4 protein-coding genes and 1 pseudogene are annotated in these 21,232 nt (G+C 52.3%); all 5 read left to right on the forward strand.

Annotation, left to right across the window (positions count from 1 at the left end; all coding sequences use genetic code 11):
* Positions 1-100 precede the first annotated feature (100 nt).
* The 5 genes and pseudogenes from rpoC (at position 101) to ACM9J1_RS08695 (ending at position 21,154) form a co-directional block, all read left to right on the forward strand.
* Positions 101-4,408 (forward strand): DNA-directed RNA polymerase subunit beta', encoded by a 4,308-nt coding sequence (gene rpoC, locus ACM9J1_RS08675; protein ID WP_415581641.1) that lies wholly within the window; start codon positions 101-103, stop codon positions 4,406-4,408.
* Position 4,409: 1 nt separating this feature from the next.
* Entirely contained in the window at positions 4,410-4,721 is a 312-nt protein-coding gene (locus tag ACM9J1_RS08680) for a DUF3467 domain-containing protein (protein ID WP_415581642.1), read from the forward strand.
* 275 nt (positions 4,722-4,996) lie between these two features.
* Positions 4,997-9,112 (forward strand): T9SS type A sorting domain-containing protein, encoded by a 4,116-nt coding sequence (locus ACM9J1_RS08685; protein WP_415581643.1) that lies wholly within the window; start codon positions 4,997-4,999, stop codon positions 9,110-9,112.
* A gap of 2,094 nt (positions 9,113-11,206) precedes the next feature.
* Positions 11,207-15,462 (forward strand): annotated as a pseudogene (locus ACM9J1_RS08690) (hypothetical protein); the annotation flags it as partial.
* 568 nt (positions 15,463-16,030) lie between these two features.
* Positions 16,031-21,154 (forward strand): CARDB domain-containing protein, encoded by a 5,124-nt coding sequence (locus ACM9J1_RS08695; protein ID WP_415581816.1) that lies wholly within the window; start codon positions 16,031-16,033, stop codon positions 21,152-21,154.
* Positions 21,155-21,232 lie beyond the last annotated feature (78 nt).

Consider the following 21,232-nt stretch of genomic DNA (forward strand, 5'->3'; position numbering starts at 1 on the left):
TTATAGTTGTTAGTTGTTAGAAGATTTTTCTAGCAACTAGCAACTAACAACTAGCAACTAAAATCAACAGCTTTCAATTTAATATCAAGAGTCATTCATTATGATGAACACTAGAAATAATAAAGAAAAACAAATGGTCAAAAGGTTTGACAAGATTTCAATCGGCCTCGCGTCGCCTGAATCCATCCTCGCCGAGTCGCGCGGGGAAGTCCTCAAGCCGGAAACCATCAACTATCGTACGCACAAGCCAGAGCGCGACGGCCTTTTCTGTGAAAGGATCTTCGGCCCGGTAAAAGATTTTGAATGTGCCTGCGGTAAATACAAACGCATCCGTTACAAAGGCATCGTCTGCGACCGCTGCGGTGTCGAAGTAACCGAGAAAAAAGTCCGTCGCGACCGTGTCGGCCATATTAACTTGGTCGTCCCGATTGCGCACATCTGGTATTTCCGTTCATTGCCGAACAAAATCGGTTACTTGCTCGGATTGCCATCGAAGAAACTCGACATGATCATCTATTATGAGCGTTATGTCGTGATCCAGCCTGGTATTGCTGCCGGCCCGGACGGCGAACCGTTGCACAAACTTGACTTCCTTACCGAAGAAGAGTATTTGAACATCGTCGATTCGTTGCCGCAGGAAAACCAATACCTCGACGACAACGATCCGAACAAGTTCATCGCAAAGATGGGCGCAGAGTGCATCATGGATTTGCTCGCGCGCATCGACCTCGACGCCTTGTCTTATGAGTTGCGTCACTCGGCCAACAATGAAACCTCCAAGCAGCGTAAAACCGAAGCGTTGAAGCGTTTGCAAGTGGTGGAATCGTTCCGTGAAGCCAACGAAAACCGTGAGAACAAGCCAGAGTGGATGATCATGAAAGTCGTTCCGGTCATTCCGCCTGAATTGCGTCCGCTCGTGCCGCTGGACGGTGGCCGTTTCGCGACTTCGGATCTGAACGATTTGTACCGTCGCGTCATCATCCGCAACAACCGTTTGAAGCGATTGATGGAAATCAAGGCGCCGGAAGTGATTTTGCGTAACGAGAAGCGTATGTTGCAGGAATCTGTGGATTCATTGTTCGACAACACGCGTAAAGCTTCGGCCGTCAAGACCGAATCGAACCGTCCGTTGAAATCCCTTTCCGATTCATTGAAAGGAAAGCAAGGCCGTTTCCGTCAGAACTTGCTCGGTAAGCGTGTGGATTATTCTGCGCGTTCGGTCATCGTCGTGGGGCCTGAATTGAAATTGTTCGAATGCGGTTTGCCGAAAGACATGGCCGCCGAACTCTACAAACCATTCGTGATCCGCAAACTCATCGAGCGCGGCATCGTGAAGACGGTAAAGTCTGCAAAGAAAATCATCGATAAGAAAGAGCCTGTAGTTTGGGACATCCTGGAAAACGTCATCAAAGGACATCCGGTGCTCCTGAACCGTGCCCCAACGCTTCACCGTTTGGGTATCCAGGCCTTCCAACCGAAACTCATCGAAGGAAAAGCAATCCAGTTGCACCCGCTCGTATGTACGGCGTTCAACGCGGATTTCGACGGTGACCAGATGGCGGTTCACTTGCCACTCGGCCCTGAAGCAATCCTGGAAGCGCAACTTTTGATGCTTGCTTCACACAACATCCTCAACCCGGCCAACGGTGCGCCGATTACCGTTCCATCTCAGGACATGGTACTCGGTCTGTACTACATGACCAAAGAGCGTTTGTCAACCCCTGAATTGAAAATCCAAGGTGAAGGCTTGACGTTCTATTCGGCGGAGGAAGTGAATATCGCCCTCAACGAAGGCCGTTTGGAATTGAACGCCCGCGTGAAAATCCGTGCGAAGGATTTCAACGAAAACGGAGAACTGGTCTGGAAAATCATCCAGACTACCGCAGGCCGTGTGCTCTTCAACGAAGTGGTGCCGGAAGCTGCCGGTTACATCAACGAAGTCTTGACCAAGAAGTCATTGCGTGACATCATCGGTAAAATCTTGGCCGTAACCGACGTACCGACTACGGCTGCGTTCCTCGATTCGATGAAAGACATGGGTTACAAATTCGCATTCAAGGGCGGATTGTCGTTCTCATTGGGTGATATCATCATCCCGCAACGCAAAGAAGAACTCATCGCCGACGCCAACGAACAAGTGGAAGGCATTACCATGAACTACAACATGGGTCTGATCACCAACAACGAGCGTTACAACCAGGTCATCGACGTCTGGACATCGACCAACGCGCTCTTGACGGAACTCGCGATGAAAAACATCCGCGAAGACCAGCAAGGCTTCAACTCGGTGTACATGATGCTTGATTCGGGTGCCCGTGGTTCCAAAGAACAGATCCGTCAGCTCACCGGTATGCGTGGTTTGATGGCCAAGCCGAAGAAATCAACCGCCGGCGGTGGCGAGATCATCGAAAACCCGATCTTGTCTAACTTTAAGGAAGGTCTTTCGATCTTGGAATACTTCATCTCGACGCACGGTGCGCGTAAAGGTCTTGCGGATACGGCTTTGAAAACGGCCGACGCCGGTTACCTGACACGCCGTCTGCACGACGTTTCGCAGGACGTTATCGTCAACATGGACGATTGCGGAACCTTACGTGGCGTTGAAGTATCGGCACTCAAGAAAAATGAGGAAATCGTGGAATCTTTGGGCGAGCGTATCCTGGGCCGTGTGGCGTTGCAGGATGTCATCAACCCATTGACCAACGAAATCATGGTATCGGCAGGACAGCAAATCACCGAGGCAATCGTCCGATTGATCGAGGAATCGCCGGTAGAAAAAGTCGAAGTGCGTTCACCGCTCACTTGCGAGGCTTACAAAGGCATCTGCGCGAAGTGTTACGGCCGTAACCTGGCCACAGGACGCATGACGCAAATCGGTGAGGCTGTTGGTGTAATTGCTGCGCAGTCCATCGGTGAGCCGGGTACACAGTTGACGCTTCGTACGTTCCACGTGGGTGGTACGGCAGGTAACATTTCTGAGGAATCAAGCATCATCGCGAAGTTCGGTGGCCGTCTTGAAATCGAGGATTTGAAAACCGTAAAAGGCGAAGACAGCGAAGGCAATACCGTAGACATCGTCATCTCACGTTCAACCGAACTGAAATTGATCGACGAAAAAACCGGAATCCTTTTAAGTACAAACAACATCCCTTATGGTGCGAGCATTTTTGTGAAAGACGGCGACGTCGTGGGCAAAGGTGCCACCATCTGTAAATGGGATCCGTATAACGGCGTTATCATTTCTGAATTTACCGGAAAAATCGCGTACGAAGACCTCGAACAAGGACAATCGTTCCAGGTGGAGATCGACGAGCAGACCGGTTTCCAGGAAAAGGTAATCTCCGAATCAAGGAACAAGAAACTCATCCCGACGCTCCTCATTTATGGCAAAGACAACGAACTCATCCGTTCGTACAACTTGCCGGTAGGTGCGCACTTGATGGTTGAAGACGGCGAAAAGATCAAGGCAGGAAAAATCCTCGTCAAGATTCCGCGTCGCTCATCCAAAGCAGGCGATATCACCGGTGGTCTTCCAAGGATTACCGAATTGCTCGAAGCCCGTAACCCGTCTAACCCGGCGGTCGTTTCGGAAATCGACGGTGTGGTGTCCTTCGGCAAAATCAAGCGTGGCAACCGTGAGATCGTCATCGAGTCGAAATTCGGTGAAATCAAGAAATATCTCGTCAAACTCTCGAACCAAATCCTGGTGCAGGAGAATGACTTCGTACGCGCAGGCTCGCCGCTTTCTGACGGTGCCATCACGCCGGAAGACATCCTTCGCATCCAAGGCCCGGCTGCGGTACAGCAATACCTGGTGAACGAAATCCAGGAAGTGTACCGTCTGCAAGGCGTAAAAATCAACGACAAGCACTTTGAAGTAGTGATTCGTCAGATGATGCGCAAGGTCATGGTGGAAGATCCGGGCGATACATTGTTCCTCGAGGAGCAATTGATCCATACCAAAGATTTCATCATGGAGAACGACAGGTTGTACGGTATGAAGGTCGTAGAAGACGCCGGCGATTCAGAAACCCTGAAACCAGGACAGATTATTACACCGCGTGAATTGCGTGACGAAAACTCGATCCTGAAACGTTCAGACAAGAATCTGGTCACCGCCCGCGACGTGGTCACGGCTACCGCTACACCGATCCTACAAGGGATTACGCGTGCGTCGTTGCAGACCAAGTCGTTCATCTCTGCGGCATCGTTCCAGGAAACGACTAAAGTCCTCAACGAAGCGGCTGTTGCCGGCAAGGTGGACGATCTGGAAGGCTTGAAAGAAAACGTCATCGTAGGACACCGCATTCCGGCTGGTACGGGTATGCGCCAGTACGACAACGTAATCGTAGGCTCAAAAGACGACTACAATGAAATGATGGCGAACAAAGAAGAATACAATTATTAAAATGGACCAGAAGCAACCACAGCAAGCCCAGATCAACATTGAGTTGGACGAGGCGACGGCGGAAGGAATTTATTCCAATTTGGCCATCATCAATCATTCTCCATCGGAGTTTGTATTGGACTTTGTCTGCATCATGCCAGGTGCGCCAAAGGCGAAAGTAAAATCAAGGATTGTCCTCACGCCACAGCACGCCAAAAGGCTGCTCCGCGCGATGGGCGAGAACATCCACCGCTACGAATCGGCGAACGGCGAAATCAAGGAATCGGAAGTACCGCCCATTCCACTGAATTTTGGCCCGACCGGTCAAGCATAATTAAGAAACGGCTGCAATTGCAGCCGTTTTTTTTGAGCCACAAATCCAGACCGCTGTTTTTGGATTCGTGGCTTTTGTATGTTGTCACTTTTGGTGATGCAATCATAACAATTTATCAACACGAAAACGTTTTCGCGCATCACTTTCACAATTGTCGTACTTGGTTTTTAAGAGAAAAGGCTAACTTAGTCTGTTAGTTGGCTGGAATCCAAACGGTTCTGCCGGCGTGCGCCCCAAATCCATAAAGAGTAAGTTAGTAATTAATCCCTTATTTTATGGAGCACATTTCCTCTCAATTTATTAAAGCGCCTTTCGCCAGGACATTGCTGATGCTGTTTGTCTCGGTGTTCGCAACCCAAGTCGGGGCGCAAACCACCGTTACCTATACGCTAGGGAACAATGGGTATTATACCATCCGGACAACCGGTACTTCGGGAACATTTCTCCCGAGCGGAACCGCAGAATTGGCTATGTATTCCAACGGCGGCGGTACCAAGAATGTCGTCGCCTACCGTGATTTCAAGACGGCAGGAGACAACACCGGGTCGGTCAGGGCACTGCAGGTAGGAGACATCTTTTCCCTGCAGGTATGGGCCAGTTCGGCGTTTGGGCACATCGGGTTTTCGCTTAACACGAGCAATGTCACGACCGATTATTCTACGCGCCACACCAACAGCCGACTGTATGTCCAAGAAGACGGCACCAACGGTTCATGGTATGTGAACAGCAGCGCCGGAAACCAAACGCTTGACTACAACGTCAGCAGTACGTACCGGAACTATCTGTTCAAAGTGTACATCACATCCGAAACCACTTGCGACGTTGAACTTATCGTTGACGGATCGGTGACCAAGCGGCTTTTCAATCGTACCATGAACGGTACGGCGGGCGCGAACATCACCGGTTTCGCCTTGTATCTTTCCGACGATTACAACGGCTCGGCCAACGCCAACGTCTATTGGAAACAGGTGACCGAAGTCCGCGCCAATACATCGGTTAATCTTGGTTACTTTTTAACCTCGGGAACCTTCACGCCGGGAAAAATCACCAACGGGTTGGCAGCGAATTCCACTTCAGCAGTTTCTGTTAACGCGCTCAATATAGGCGGAGATTCAGGAACCACGGTCATCCTTAACCAGCCCAACACGTACACCGGTGCGACGACGGTGAACGCCTTCGCCCGCGCCGAGTTGCAATCGCCCAACGCATTGGGTTCGACCTCAGGCGTTACGGTAAACAACAATGGTGCAATCTCACTGTATTCGCCGGTAGGCATCTTTTACGGAACCCGCAACATTACCCTTAACGGAAATGGTCAGAACGGCGCCAACGGTGCCATCCGGAATGTTGGCGGCTTGAATTCTTTTTCCGGCACGATCAATGTGGCCAGTAATTCGCGCATCCAAGCCGACTTTTCAGATTGGCTGTTCCTGGACGGCGTCGACATTAATCTTAACAACAATGTCCTCACGTTCGGCGGCACGCAAAGAATTTCTTCGGGCGGCCAAATCAGCGGTACCGGTAGCCTGATCAAAACCGGCAGCAACGAACTCGATTTGGGCGCAGAAAGTTTTTTCAGCGGCGGCGTGACCTTACAGTCAGGGAAGCTCACCGGTTATGCCGAGTACGCTTTCGGAAGTGGCCAGATTACGCTTCCGGCCGGCGCCATCGCAACCATCAATTCGGCATTGCCACAGCCAAATGCAGTGTCGGTAGATGCTACAGCAGAACTGACGACGACTTCAACGGGTACCATTGCACTCTACGGCGTTCATTCCGGAACTGGAAAATGGCAAGTTGACGCCATTCAGCAATGTTCGTTTGGCGCTACCAGTAATTTTGCAGGGACATATAATGTTTCAAGGGGCAAGATTTACGGTGGTTTCCCATCTTCTTTCGGGACGGCCACCATCAATCTCGGAAAGAATAACGCGGGGGCAGATTCACTATTCGATGCGTTATTTGAAGTTTTTTGGGGCGGAACCGTTTCCAACAACTTCAACATTGCCGCCAATAACGGAGCCAAACGCGATATCTATGAAAACCAGGAAACAACGTTTACAGGAACATTTAACTTGTCGGGAAATGTGCGTTTGACGGGCTCGGCCAACAAAATCATGTCGGGTATCATTTCTGGATCGGGCGGTTTGGAAGTCGCTGAAGGAACGACTACACTATCTGCCCAAAACACCTATTCCGGAAATACGGTCGTCAATGCTGGTGCTACGTTGAGATTGGGTGCCAGCGGCGCCGTTCCTTTGGCGTCCAACCTGATCCTTAGCGGCGGTACATTCGACGCCAATGGGTTTGGATCAGGAATGAACTTATTGGTCGTCGATTCGAACTCGACCATCGCTTTGGGCAGCAGCCTGCACTACCTGATTTTCAACAACAGCAGCGAGGAACCATGGTCGGGCACGCTCACCATTACCGGTTGGACGGGTGCCATAGATCAGATGAACCCTACTGGCGGACACATTTTGGTAGGCTCTGGTGGATTGAGTGCCGAACAACTTTCGCAAATTGTTTTTCAAGGATATTCGGGTCCGGCCATTATCTTGCCATCGGGTGAGTTGGCGCCTTCAGGCCCGGTACTCGCCTTGAACCCGGGCAGCACCGATCACGGGAATGCTTGTGTGGGCACGGCGGCCACGACCATCACCTACATTCTTTCAAACACCGGCGGCGATGCAACCGATGTGAGTGTAGTGTCAGACAACCCAGAATTTGTGGTGAGCAATTTGTCGTCTACCACGGTTCCGTTTGGCGGATTCGTAACCTACGACGTGACCTTTACACCATCTGCAGCCGGAAACCGTACAGCCACCATTACCATAGACACAACCACACCAGGCAGTAACGCGCCGGTACTTTCCAACCTGTCGGGAACCGGTTCGCTTACGGTGGTTTATTATGCCGATAGCGACAACGATTTGTATGGCGACCCAAGTGAATCGCAAACCAGTTGCACCGGCGCGCCTTCAGGCTATGTGACCGACAATACCGATTGCGATGACGGCAACGCCGCTATTTACCAAAGCGCATTGTTGTTTGTTGATGCAGACAACGACGGCTACGATGCCGGACAACAGACCGTTTGCTATGGCGCCACCATTCCAGCAGGGTACCGACTGACCACCAACGGAACAGATTGTGACGATACCCGAAATACTGTCAACCCAGCCGCGACTGAAATCGGTTACAACGTGATCGACGACGACTGCGACGGTTTGATTGACGAAGGCTTCCCGCCGAAAATCACGATTGTGAATGGCACGCAATGCGGCTTGACGCTGGCTGCCATCGATACGCCAATCGTGGCCAACATTGTGGCCGGCGCTACAGGATACCGCTGGAGGATTACGACCTTGACCGGTCCGAACGCAGGCCAAATCCAGACGTTGGATACGGCATTGCGCACGATGAAGCTCACGCAGCTTCTCAGTTATGCATTCAATACGCAATATAAAGTGGAAGTGGCGGTTTATTTCGCCGGATTCCTGCAGCCATACAATGCGTCGTTCTGTAACGTGACCACACCGGAAGCCATCACGAGCCTGACCAATTGTACGCAAACCTTGACGGCGATGTCCAACGCGATTTACGCGAACATCGTTCCTTATGCAACGGGTTATCGTTTCCGGATCACCGACCCGATTAACCCGCTTAATACGCAGGTATTGGAGCGTTCGGTACGTGATTTCAGGATGACGCAAATCACCAACTTCGTCGTACAGTTTGGCAAGACGTATAACGTGGCAGTAAGCGTCAGGAATACCGATGGTTCGTGGATGTCATACAGCGGAGATTGCCAAGTGACTACGCCGGTATTCCCCACGACATCGGTGCAGGATTCGCAGTGCGACGGCTATCTCGTGCCAAGCAACAGCACACCAATCTATGCGATTTCGTATCCGGGCGCCATTGCCTATGTATTCCAACTCAGCGGCGGCGGTTTGCCATCGCCGATTGAGGTCACCAAGAGCGCTAGGACATTCACGTTGAACGACTTCGCTGGGCAGATTCTCCCAGGTGCGACTTACAACGTCAAAGTGCGTCTCGTCTTCAACCTTTCTGATCCTGCCGGGCCATACGGCAAGACGTGTTCTATTACGACACCGGGCGCATCGCGTACAGCGGCAACCAAGGCAGCTTTCGATGCGGTGGCCTATCCGAACCCGTTTACGGATAACTTCTTGGTTGCATTGCAGTCAGCCTCGACGCTCGACGTAAACATCAAAGTGTACGACATGACCGGCAGGCTGCTCGAAGACCGCAGGGTGAAACCGGGCGCGGACATTGAAACCGGCAACCAACTGCCATCGGGCGTGTACAATTTAGTAGTTACGCAAGGTGACGAAATGAAGACACTCCGTGTGGTGAAACGATAAATGTTTTGATTTTGAAAAAGAAGGCTGCCTGCGGGCGGCCTTTTTTCGTATCCGGAAAATACGTAATTCTCCGTATTGAACCTCTTGGACATTAGTCGCAGTTTTGTCATGCACCCAGTCTTGGTCTCCCGGGCGTGTAATGCCATTCCCGGAAGCGGCAAAACCGAATAATAGTTACCAAAACATTTCACGATGAAAAAGTTTTACGTATTGTTGATGATTTGGGCGTTCTGCGCCGGAACCATTTATGCGCGCGCGGGGTTTGAACACCATGCCGGACGCGAAATCGCCAAAAGTGTACTTGATGATGTCGAATACAACGGCAACATCTATCTTTATTCACAGGCCGATGTCGATCAGTTTTCGGTGAATTATCCCGGCGTAACCTCCATCACGGGCGAACTCGGGATTTTGGATTCGGCTGACATCACCAGTCTGGCCGGTCTCAATGCCATCACATCGGTGGGCTACCTGAACATTTACGGGAACAGCGTGCTGTCTGACCTGTCTGGGCTCAACAACCTGACGACCATCGTGAACGATTGCTTTATCGGCAATGCTGGTGTGACGGCGATGTCAGGGTTGAACGGCGTCACCAGTGTTGGCGGCAACCTGATCATCCAGACCGGCAGCGGTTTGCAATCGCTCTCGGGTTTCAATGCGTTGCAATCGGTAAACAATCTCTATATCTACTACAACGATACGCTCACGGCCATTCCGCAGTTTTTGAACTTGACTTCGGCCAGTTACGTCGCCATTTATTACAATCCGCAGTTGGCCGTTTGTGATGCGCCGGGCATTTGTTCGGTATTGGCCAACGCCACTGCCGATATTTTTGGGAATGCGCCGGGTTGCAACAACATCCAACAGCTGCAAATGGCCTGCGGGCTTCCCGTCACTTGCTCGGATGTTTATTTGTACAGCCAAGCCGACGTAGACAATTTCATGACGAATTTTGGGTGTTCCATCATCAATGGCACTTTGTACATCACCGGTGCCGATGTCACCAACCTCAATGGTCTGTTGGCCGTCACGAAAGTAGGTTACCTGAACATTTATGACGTACCGGCACTCACCAATTTTTCCGGGCTGAACAACATCCATACGATTACACAAGACCTGAACATCGGCGGCGCTACGGCAGCTACCATCAATGCTTTGTCGGGCGTGACTGCCATTGGCGGCAGCGTAAGCATTTCGAGTTGCTACAACCTGGTCAATTTCCTCGGACTGAGCAACGTCACCGGCATTGGCGGAAACGTATACATTACCTACAACGCATTGCTCACCGCGTTGCCGGGCACGATTAGCCTGACTTCGGTGGGCGGCAATTTGTCTATTCAAGGCAACGATTCGCTGATTGGGCTGTCTGGGCTGAACAATCTGGCGTCGGTCGGGCAGGGCATTTCCATTTCATACAACGGCGCGCTCACCAACCTATCGGCTTTGTCCAACCTGAGCAGCATGAACGGTACGTTGGAATTTTACAGCAACAATTCGCTCGCGAGCCTTTCCGGGATTGACAACCTTTCGGGGATGACTTATCTCAACATCGCGTATTCGCCGTTGCTTTCGGTTTGCAGCTTCCCGTCGATTTGTGCGTATCTCGACAACGGAGGCGGCGCGTCCATTTACGGAAATGCGCCCGGCTGCGGCAATTACACCCAGGTGCGCGTGGGCTGCGGCCAGCCACAGAATTGCGGTTACGTGTCTTTGTATTCGCAGTACGACGTGGACAATTACAGCTACAATTACGGTTGCACGGCCGTAGGAACGATCTACATTTCGGGCTCGGACATCCAGAACCTCGACGGCTTGTCGATGATTACTTCCGCCGAGAGCATCCAATTTTCTTACGTATCCGGCCTGACCGATGTTTCCGGCTTGTCGAACATCACTTCCTTGAGCGGAAATCTCCAGATTAACGGTCAGACGCAGACGACCTTTCCGTCATTGCCGTCTCTCACGTCCATAGGAGGCAATTTCTACGTCGAATACACGACAATGGAACATTTGCCTGGCTTGCCTAATTTAACGTCCGTAGGCGGCCAATTTTACATTTACTCGAACGACAGCCTGCTGGATGTTTCCGGAATGCCATTGCTGAACACCATCGGCGGCGATTTAAGTCTCGGCGACAACGACCTGTTGGCCGGCCTTTCGGCATTCGGTTCGGTGACTTCGGTGGATGGCTCGCTATACATCAGCAACAACGGCGCACTCACCAGCCTGACCGGTCTGGAAAACCTGAATCCGGCCAACCTGAACAGTCTTAATATCTATTCCAATCCGTTGCTGGCGCTATGTACGCTGCCCAACATCTGTTCGTTCCTGAACAATGGCGGCAGCCACAGCATTAGTGAAAACGCCGTGGGTTGCGAAGATTACGCGGCGCTCGCAGCGGTTTGTAACGCTGGTTGCCCAACAACAGATGTCTTGCTGTCAACGCAGGCCGAAGTGGACGACTTTGCGGTGAATTTCCCTACCTGTACGATTGTGGGCGGCTCGCTTACCATAGCCGGGATAGACATTACGGATTTGTCTCCGCTCTCCAACATCGTTTCCATCAACGGGTCGCTGAGCATCAACAGCAATGATGCGCTGATTTCGCTGGCCGGCTTGTCATCGCTTACTACGATTCGCGGCGATCTGCAAGTGTTTAATAACAATGCGCTCACCAGCCTGACCGGTTTAACTGCGCTTTCATCCGTAGAATACAGCGTCAATGTAGAAAGCAATGCCGTGATGACCAGTCTGAATGGTTTGTCGGCACTGACCAGTGTGGGCGGATCATTGAACATCAACTACAACCCATTGCTCACAAGTTTATCGGCTTTGGGCAACATTACAAGCCTTCCGGGCGGCAACCTAAACATTTCGGGCAATGATGCGCTCGTGGGCTTGGCCGGTTTAAATCTGACCAGCGTCTACGGCAGTATGAGCATCACCAACAACCCGGCGCTGGCCTCGCTGTCGGCTTTGTCGGGATTGACGTCGGTACAGTCGCTGTATTTGTCTAACAATGATGCATTGCCATCGGCGGCCGGCTTGTCTGGGTTGACCTCGCTCGATTATGCATCCATCGAAGGCAACGAGGCCATGACGTCGCTGGGCTTCAACGCGTCGTCGCCGAGCCTGTACAATTTGACCATCGCGAACAATCCGTCGCTTACCGATATCTCATCGCTGTCGCCCATTGTGACCATCAATGACTTGTACCTCACCGACAATACGTCGTTGACGTCGCTGACCGGTTTGAACAACCTGACCACGCTGTCTAATCTCAATATTTCCGGAAATACGGCCTTGACGAGTTTGGCGGCGCTGGGCAACTTGACACAAGTCTATAACTTGCAGCTGGGCTACAACGATTCCTTGACCAATCTCAATGGCTTGCAGCAGTTGGCCGATGCGCCATCGACAACATTCCAGATTATCGGGAACGCCTCACTGACGAGCCTTTCGGGACTGGAAAACCTGACGTCGATTTACAACCTCACCATCAACAGCAACCCGTCGCTAGCCAGTTTGGCTGCCTTGTCGTCGCTCACGCAGCTGCGGTATTTCTACTTCAATGACAACGATGCACTGACCACGTTGGCCGGTCTGGAAAACGTGTTTCCGTCGCAACTGTATTACCTCTCGTTACAATCATCCAACAGCCTTTCGACCTGTGACTTGCCTAACATTTGTACGTATCTTACCAACGGCGGTTCGGCCAACATCTCGGGCAATGCGAGCGGTTGCAACAACACCTTTGACCTGCAATTGGCGTGCGGCCCGACCGGGACATGCCCGACCGGTGCGCTTACCTTTACGAGCCAGTCGCAGATTGACCAGTTCATTTTGGCGTACCCGAGTTGTACATCGCTGCCTTCGTACGTGACCATTTCGGGTGCCGACATCACCAATCTCAATGGCCTGGCCAACATCACGTACATCGCCAATCCGCTCGTCATCGACAATAACCCGTTGCTCACCAACCTGACCGGGCTGAATAATTTAAATTTTGTGGGCGCGCTCACCATCAGCAACAATTCGGCGCTGACGTCGCTGGCGGCTTTGTCGAACCTAAACACGAATTGCTACAGCGTCAGCATCGACAACAACGATGCGCTGACCTCGCTCAACGGCATCCAAAACCTGCCGATTTTCGGCAACATCACCATATCCAACAACGATGCGCTCACGTCGCTCGTCACCTTTACCAACGTCACCACGCCGGGCTATGTCACGATCCACAACAACGACGCACTAGTATCGTTCGGGTCGCTGGGCAATTTCAGTTCGGTGTATTCCATGACGGTTTCCGAGAATGCATCGCTCAACAGCCTTTCCGGATTGAATAATCTGACTCAGGTGCGCTACATCTCTGTTTCCGGCAACAACATCCTGACCAGCCTTTCCGGTATAGAAAACCTCAATCCGAACTACTTGTATGGACTGAATTTGTATTCTTCGACCGCGCTTTCCACTTGCGCACTGCCGAATATTTGTGCGTTCCTCTCAAACGGCGGCAGCAACTACATCAGCGGCAATGCTACGGGTTGCAATTCATCTACGGAAGTGCAAGTGGCCTGCGGCAACGGCGAACCGCCAACGTTTACGGCTGTTTCGCCAATGTCGGCAGCCGTTTGCGACGGACAGAATCTGAGTGTGACTTTGAGTGGATTGGTGCCGGACAGCATTTCGTTACTCACTTATTCCTTTAACGGCGTCGATACGTTTACAACGAATGTTTACGCCGATGCTTCGGGCAACGCGCCTTTCAGCCTGACGGTTTCCGTCGCCAACAATGGGCAGACGTTGACACTTGTCAGCTTGGAGCGGATCGATGTCATGACCGGAACACTGACGCTGACCAGTGACAATACGGTCGCGCTTACGGTTTCTCCGGCGGTTACCTATTATCGCGATTTTGACGGCGATACATTCGGTAACTTGTATGATACCATTGCAGCCTGTGCGGGCTTGCCTGTCGGTTATGTGACCAACAATACTGATTGTTACGACTATGACCCGACGATTTACAATTACGCGGAAAACGTCTATTCAGACAATGACCAAGATGGCTATGATGCCGGACTTACGAGTGTTTGCTATGGCGCGACACTGCCGCCTCAGTATTCGCTCGTGACCAATGGCCCGGACTGTAACGATTACGAACCGTTATACCACGAGGAATTTGCATTTTACTACGATGCAGACCAAGACGGCTACGGCACGGGCAATCTTGTACAGGCGTGCGCCGAAAGTGCCGCGATTGCACCGCCTTATTATTCTTTGAACAATACCGATTGTTCACCATTTAATTCAAGCATTTTTGTCGCTGCGACACTTTACATTGATATCGACGGAGACAATTACAACAACGGAAACAGCTTTGTTTGTTATGGCGCGAACGTTCCTGTGGGTTATTCCGCGACGACCAATGGCGCTGATTGCGACGACAACGATCCGCTCAAACAGACCACTTATCCTTTCTACGCCGATTCCGATGGCGATGGCTACGGCGCCGGAAGCGTGGTACAAGCTTGCGCGCAAAGCGCCGAAATCACACCGGTAGGTTACGCCACCAATAACACGGATTGCGCGCCTGCCAACGCCAATGCGTTCCAGCAAGGAACACTATACGTGGATGCCGACGGCGACCAATATGATGCAGGCAGCCAGACAGTTTGTTATGGCAACACCGCGCCGACCGGCTATGCGCTCACTACCAACGGTACAGATTGCAATGACAACAATGCGGCTGCGCATTCCGGCTATTCGTTCTATGTAGATGCAGACAGCGACGGTTATGGCAGCGGAAGCCTCGTTGAAAACGTCTGTGCGCTCAATGCCACCACACCGCCGGTAGGTTATTCGTTGAATAATCTAGATTGTGCGCCGTCTGATCCGGGCATTTATCTCGGCTATCCGTTCTATGTGGACAATGACAATGATGGCTATGGCGCCGGCGATGTCGTTACACTTTGCACACCGGGCCCATCAGCGCCTGCAGGCTATTCAGTAAACAACAACGATTGCAACGACAATCAGGTGTTGTATGCCGACAATGACGGCGACGGCTTCGGTTCCACGCAGGTGGCGGCTTGCGGCGTGACCAATTCCAGCGACTGCAACGACAACCAACTGCAATATCTCGATGCCGATGGCGACAGCTTCGGTTCTGATACCTTGGTGGCCTGCGGTGTGACGAATTCCGACGACTGCAACGACAGCCAACTGCAATACTTGGATGCCGACGGCGATGGCTTCGGCGCGAATGTCTTCGTGGCGTGCGGCGTGACGAACAATGCAGATTGCAACGACAATCAACTGCAATACCTCGATGCCGACGGCGACAGNTTCGGTTCGATGACGTTGGTGGGTTGNGGTGTGNCGAATAATTCCGATTGNAACGACAGCCAACTGCAATACTTGGATGCCGACGCCGACGGNTTCGGGGCGAATGTCTTTGTGGCGTGCGGCGTGACGAACAATGCAGATTGCAACGACAANCAACTGCAATACCTCGATGCNGANGGCGACAGNTTCGGTTCGATGACGNTNGTGGGTTGCGGNGTGTCGAATAANTNNGANTGCAACGACAGCCAGATCCAATATCTCGATGCGGACGNNGACGGNTTCGGGGCGAATGTCTTNGTGGCGTGCGGCGTGACGAACAATGCAGATTGNAACGACAACCAACTGCAATACCTCGATGCCGATGGCGACAGTTTCGGTTCGATGACGCTCGTGGGTTGCGGCGTGGCGAATAANTNAGATTGCAACGACAGCCANATCCANTATCTCGACGCGGACGCCGACGGTTTCGGGGCGAATGTCTTTGTGGCGTGCGGTGTGACCAACAACAATGACTGTAACGACAACCAACTGCAATACCTTGATGCGGACGGCGACAGTTTCGGTTCGATGACGCTCGTGGGCTGCGGCGTGACAAATTCGGCTGATTGTAACGATGGCAACGCATTTATCAATCCGAATGCTGTTGAAATCTGCAACGGCATCGACGACGACTGCGACGGTTTGATCGACAGCAACGATCCATCGGTGGCATCGGCTAATCAGACGACGTATTATGCCGATGCCGACGGCGACAACTTTGGCAACATTGCCGTGAGCGTATTGGCTTGTGCACAACCTGTTGGCTACGTCTTGGACAACACCGATTGCGATGACGCAAACGATCAGTTATATCCGGGTCAGGTTTGGATACTCGACAATGACAACGACGGTTACGGTTCGGGCGCGACAGTGGTTTCCTGTACACGTCCGCTACAAGGTTTCTTCGCCAACGAATTGACTTCACCAACTGGAGATTGCAACGACAACAATCCTACGATCAATCCTGTGGCGCAAAGACTCGAATTTTCCGGTGCGACCAATTTCACTTCGTCGGTCATCGCGCCAACCAACGGGACGCTCTATACAAATTTCACCTTTGAAGTGACGTATTACGACGCCAACAACCAAATGCCGCCGGCTACATTCCCGCGCGTGTATCTGGATTACGAAGGCAACGGGTCATTCAACGGTGCCAACGATCGCGCGGTCATCATGACGCCTTATGACGTGAACGATACTAATACAGCCGATGGCAAACGCTACATCGGCACCATCAATGGGCTCGCGTATGGCACCAACTGGCAAACGCGCGTACAGGTGCAAAACGGCGCGTGCATCACCGAGATCGGGCCGTTCAATTATCCGGACGTGCAAGTCCAATCTGACCTGCAGATCTTCGCCAACGACATCACCTTCAGCAGCAACCATCCGGCTGCGGCATCGCCACTGACCGTGAATGCCGTGGTGCACAACATCAGTGATTTCCCGGCTGAGAACTTCTACGTGAAACTCGTCAACCAATTTGATCCGGGCATTGTGTATGGTGATGTACTGGTGTCGAATGTGCCACCGCACGGGACAACGACCGTCACCTGGAACATCACAACGCCTGCTGTTCCGGCTTGGTGCCCGATGCAAGTGATTGTTGACAACACCAACGTCATTTCGGAGAGTGACGAACTCGACAACACAGCCATTCGTCCGTTCATCAACGGCAACTATAATTTACTGGGCGGCATCGAAGTCGTAAACGTAGGTGCAAGCCCGACGGTTTCGTACATCACGTCATCGTCCGATGCGGTGACTGTTTTCGGACGCGGACTGTACTATGGCACGCCGACACCGCTGCCAGACCCAAGCGTGGCCGGCGCAACGGTGACGTTCACCATTGTGGAAACGGGCGCCACGTATTCCACCTATACCAATTCGAGCGGCTATTTCAGCCAGTCTTTCCCGGCGCCGATCACACCGGGCGTGTATCACATCACGGGCGAAATGACCGACTTTACGTTCTTGGGCAATTTTACTTCGCAATTCGAAAGGATTGTCTATGTACAGCCGTGTACGACGGATGTTTGGGCATCCATCCAGACGTCGAACAACACCGCGATGGTTGCTGACAACATCCCGCCAAATACGATTTTGGCCGGTGAAAGCATTTCGGGTACATTCACCGTGTACAACGGCTGCGCGGCGGTTGGTGCCTCAATCCTTGACGTGACGCAGAACGGCGGTTCGGCCATCGCCGACGTGAACATTCCGGCCTTGGCTTCGGGTGCGAGCTACAGCACGAACTTCAGCAACATCGTCTTCAATACGCCGGGCCAATACATGATTTGTGCAACGGCAGACGGTGGAAACGCCATTTCGGAAGTCAATGAAAACAACGCCACATGCACCACGATCAACGTTTTGCCGAACCAGCCGGATATCTATCCGTACTATGGCCCAACCAACACAGCGGCGGTATGTTCAGCCAACAGCCTAGGCTTTACGCTCTACAACGGCGGCGGCGCGGTGACCGGCAGTTTCAACGTGGATGTCATCGTCCGCAAAGACAATGTGGTATTGACGACTTTGCATCATACGGTTCCAAACATCAATGCGCTGAGTTTCTATGGCTTCAGTTTGCCTTTCACGTATGCATCGGCCGGAAACTATTCTTTCGAGTTGCAATGCGACGTGCCAACGCCAAACGGAATCGTATCGGAAGTAAACGAAACCAACAACACTGTGACGTATAGCGTAACGGCTTATGATTGCGTGTTCAAGCCAGATTTATCGCTCTTAGGCTGCGAAAACTTCGACGTGTCGCCGGTAGATCCGCAATTCCCGGGCAGCGTAGCCTACACCGCCACCATCCAGAACGGCGGCAACGCTACGGCTGTTGGGCCAATCGCCGTGCGTTTCAACTTGTCGGGCGGACAAGTGTACAACACCACTTATAACGGAAACATCGCGGCGGGGCAAACGGTCACGGTAAGCGTGAATGCGCCATCGGTAGCACCTGCTACACAAACCCTGACCGCAACGGTGGATTACAACAACGCCATCGAGGAATGGTCTGAAGGCAACAACAGCATCAGCAATTCATTGTGTTGGGATTTCCAACCGGTAGATCGCGTATATCCTTGTGGCAGCAATTTCTGGGACTACACCCAAATCGCAAACCAGCCGGTGTATTTATCTGTAGCCGTTAACCAGTACGGCATGTACGATGCTTCCTCGGTTGATGTGCGTTTCCAAGTGAGCGGCCCTGGATTGTCGGGAACGATAGATTTGGGCAATGCCGTGGCCACCAATCTGGAGCAAACCTGTTATTGTCCGGCCAGTGCCGTGTTGCCGTATAGTTTCGTATTCCCGCAAGAAGGCGTGTACACCTTTACGATGACCGTCGATCCGAATAACGCTTATACAGAATGCAACGAAAGCAACAACGTCATCGTGCGTCAAGTCACTGTGACCCGTTTGCCGGACATGCGTGTCTTGTCGCAATACATCAATCCGTCATTGCTGAACCCTGAACCGGGCGAACCGATTTCCCTGGCGGTAACCTATGAAAACATCGGTACGACCAACTTGGCCGACACCATGCAACTCAGCGTGCTCGTAGACGACGTGCCGCTGGCATCCGTTCCGGTTACCGGTTTGGGCACGGGCGAAAATGCTACGGTCGCCATTCCGGTGCCGTGGTCGTCAACCGTAGTCGGGCCGCACATCATCCGGACAATCATCGACAGCAACAACCAAGTGGCCGAATCGAACGAAACCAACAACGAAGCTACCCGCGCGATTGTCGTGGGCGAAGCGGCTAACCTGTATTTCGTGAGTCTGGCCGCGAGTAACCCGTCGCCATCGATGGGCGCGCCAATTACCATCAACGCCACCATCGGCAACAATGGTGATTTAGACGTGGAGGCCGACGTACAGTTCTTTTACATGACTGACGGACTACAGCAGGAACTAATCGGATCAATGCACATTTCGGTGGCCAACAACAGCAACCTGAACATCCAATTCCCTTGGGCAGTGCTCGATCCATCCACGACTATTGTCGTTAAAATCATCAATGCATCGGTGCTTGAATTTACTTATGATGACAACGAATCGACTACCGTGTTGGGCGGAATGGGCTTGACGTTCCAATCTACAACCGCTTGTACAGGATTAGACAACGGTACGCTTACCGTACAACCTTCGGGCGGCACGGCACCATATACTTACGAATGGGAAAACGGCTACAATGGCCCGACGCTTACCGCTGCAGCCGGAACCTATAACGTAACGGTAACCGACAACACGGGGCTTTCGGCAACGGCCAGCGGTACGATTACCAATGGTGCGGGCAGTACTGTTTTCTATGTCGACGCCGACGCCGATGGCTTTGGAAACCCAGTGGCAACGATAACCGCTTGCGAACAGCCGGTCGGGTATGTAGCCAATGGAGACGATTGCGACGATACCAAGAATACGGTTCATCCGGGTGCGACCGAGATCGGTTACAACCTGATTGACGACGACTGTGACGGCCAGACCGACGAAGGTTTCGTGCCGAAAGTGACGGTGGTTCAAGGCGCGATCTGCGGAATTACGCTCGCTTCCATCGATACGCCGCTTGTGGCCAATATCGTGGCGGGCGCACAAGGCTACCGTTGGCAAATTACGACACTTACCGGACCGAACACCGGACAAGTACAAGTCCTTGATACGGCGTTACGTACCATGAAACTCACGCAGTTGGTCAACTACGCCTTTGCGACGCAATACAAGGTTGAGGTTGGCGTATTCTACGCAGGTTATCCGCAGCCGTTCGGGGTATCGAATTGTACGGTTACTACGCCGTCGCCGAGCACGTCACTCACGAATTGCAGCCAGCAACTCTCGGCCATGGCCGATGCGATTAACGCCAACATGGTATCGTTCGCGGCGGGTTACCGCTTCAAAGTGACCGATCCGGTAAACCCATCGAACACGCAAAACATCGACACGAACACGCGCCAGTTCAGGATGAACCAGATTACGGCCTTTGCGGTGCAGTACGGCAAAGTGTACAACGTTGAGGTTGCCGTGAAGAATCAAGACGGCACCTACCTGACGTTCGGAAGCATTTGTAACGTGACCACGCCGATTTTCCCGACCACGTCACTACAGGATTCGCAATGCAACAGCTACAATGTGCCGAGCATGACCACGCCGCTGTACGCCATTTCGCATCCGGGCGCCGTCGCCTACGTGTTCCAGCTCACCGGGCCGGGCTATCCGACAGGTGTTGAGGTCACCAAATCAACGCGTTCCTTCACCTTGGCCGATTTCACGGGCTTGGTTCCGGGGGCAACTTACACGGTAAAAGTCAGGTTGGTATTCAATATGGCCGACCCGATTGGGCCGTTCGGCAAGGCGTGTACGATTGTGACGCCGGGCGCATTCAGGGATTCTATTGACGATCGTTTCGATGCCGTGGCGTATCCGAACCCGTTCGCGGACAACTTTGGCATAAACGTCACCACATCGTCAGACCGAGCCATCAACGTCAAGGTCTACGACATGGCCGGCAGGTTGCTCGAAGACCAAAGCGTGAAAGCGGCAAGGGTAGAATCGCTCCAGATCGGGGAACGTTATCCGGCAGGCGTGTACAACGTCATCGTCACGCAGGGTGAACAAACCAAGACGCTTCGCGTCATTAAAAGATAGGTTATAGTTTGTTAATGAAAAAAGCCGCTTCGTTTGGAGCGGCTTTTTTTGTGGGGAAACCCCAAAGGTTTTCAAAAC

The sequence above is a fragment of the Flavobacterium longum genome, assembly GCF_965137575.1.
Classification (GTDB): domain Bacteria; phylum Bacteroidota; class Bacteroidia; order Flavobacteriales; family Flavobacteriaceae; genus Flavobacterium; species Flavobacterium longum.

Coding starts and splice junctions, on each gene's coding strand:
- rpoC (WP_415581641.1), top strand. CDS start 101: ATGATGAACACTAGAAATAATAAAGAAAAACAAATGGTCAAAAGGTTT.
- ACM9J1_RS08685 (WP_415581643.1), top strand. CDS start 4,997: ATGGAGCACATTTCCTCTCAATTTATTAAAGCGCCTTTCGCCAGGACA.
- ACM9J1_RS08680 (WP_415581642.1), top strand. CDS start 4,410: ATGGACCAGAAGCAACCACAGCAAGCCCAGATCAACATTGAGTTGGAC.
- ACM9J1_RS08695 (WP_415581816.1), top strand. CDS start 16,031: ATGACGCTCGTGGGCTGCGGCGTGACAAATTCGGCTGATTGTAACGAT.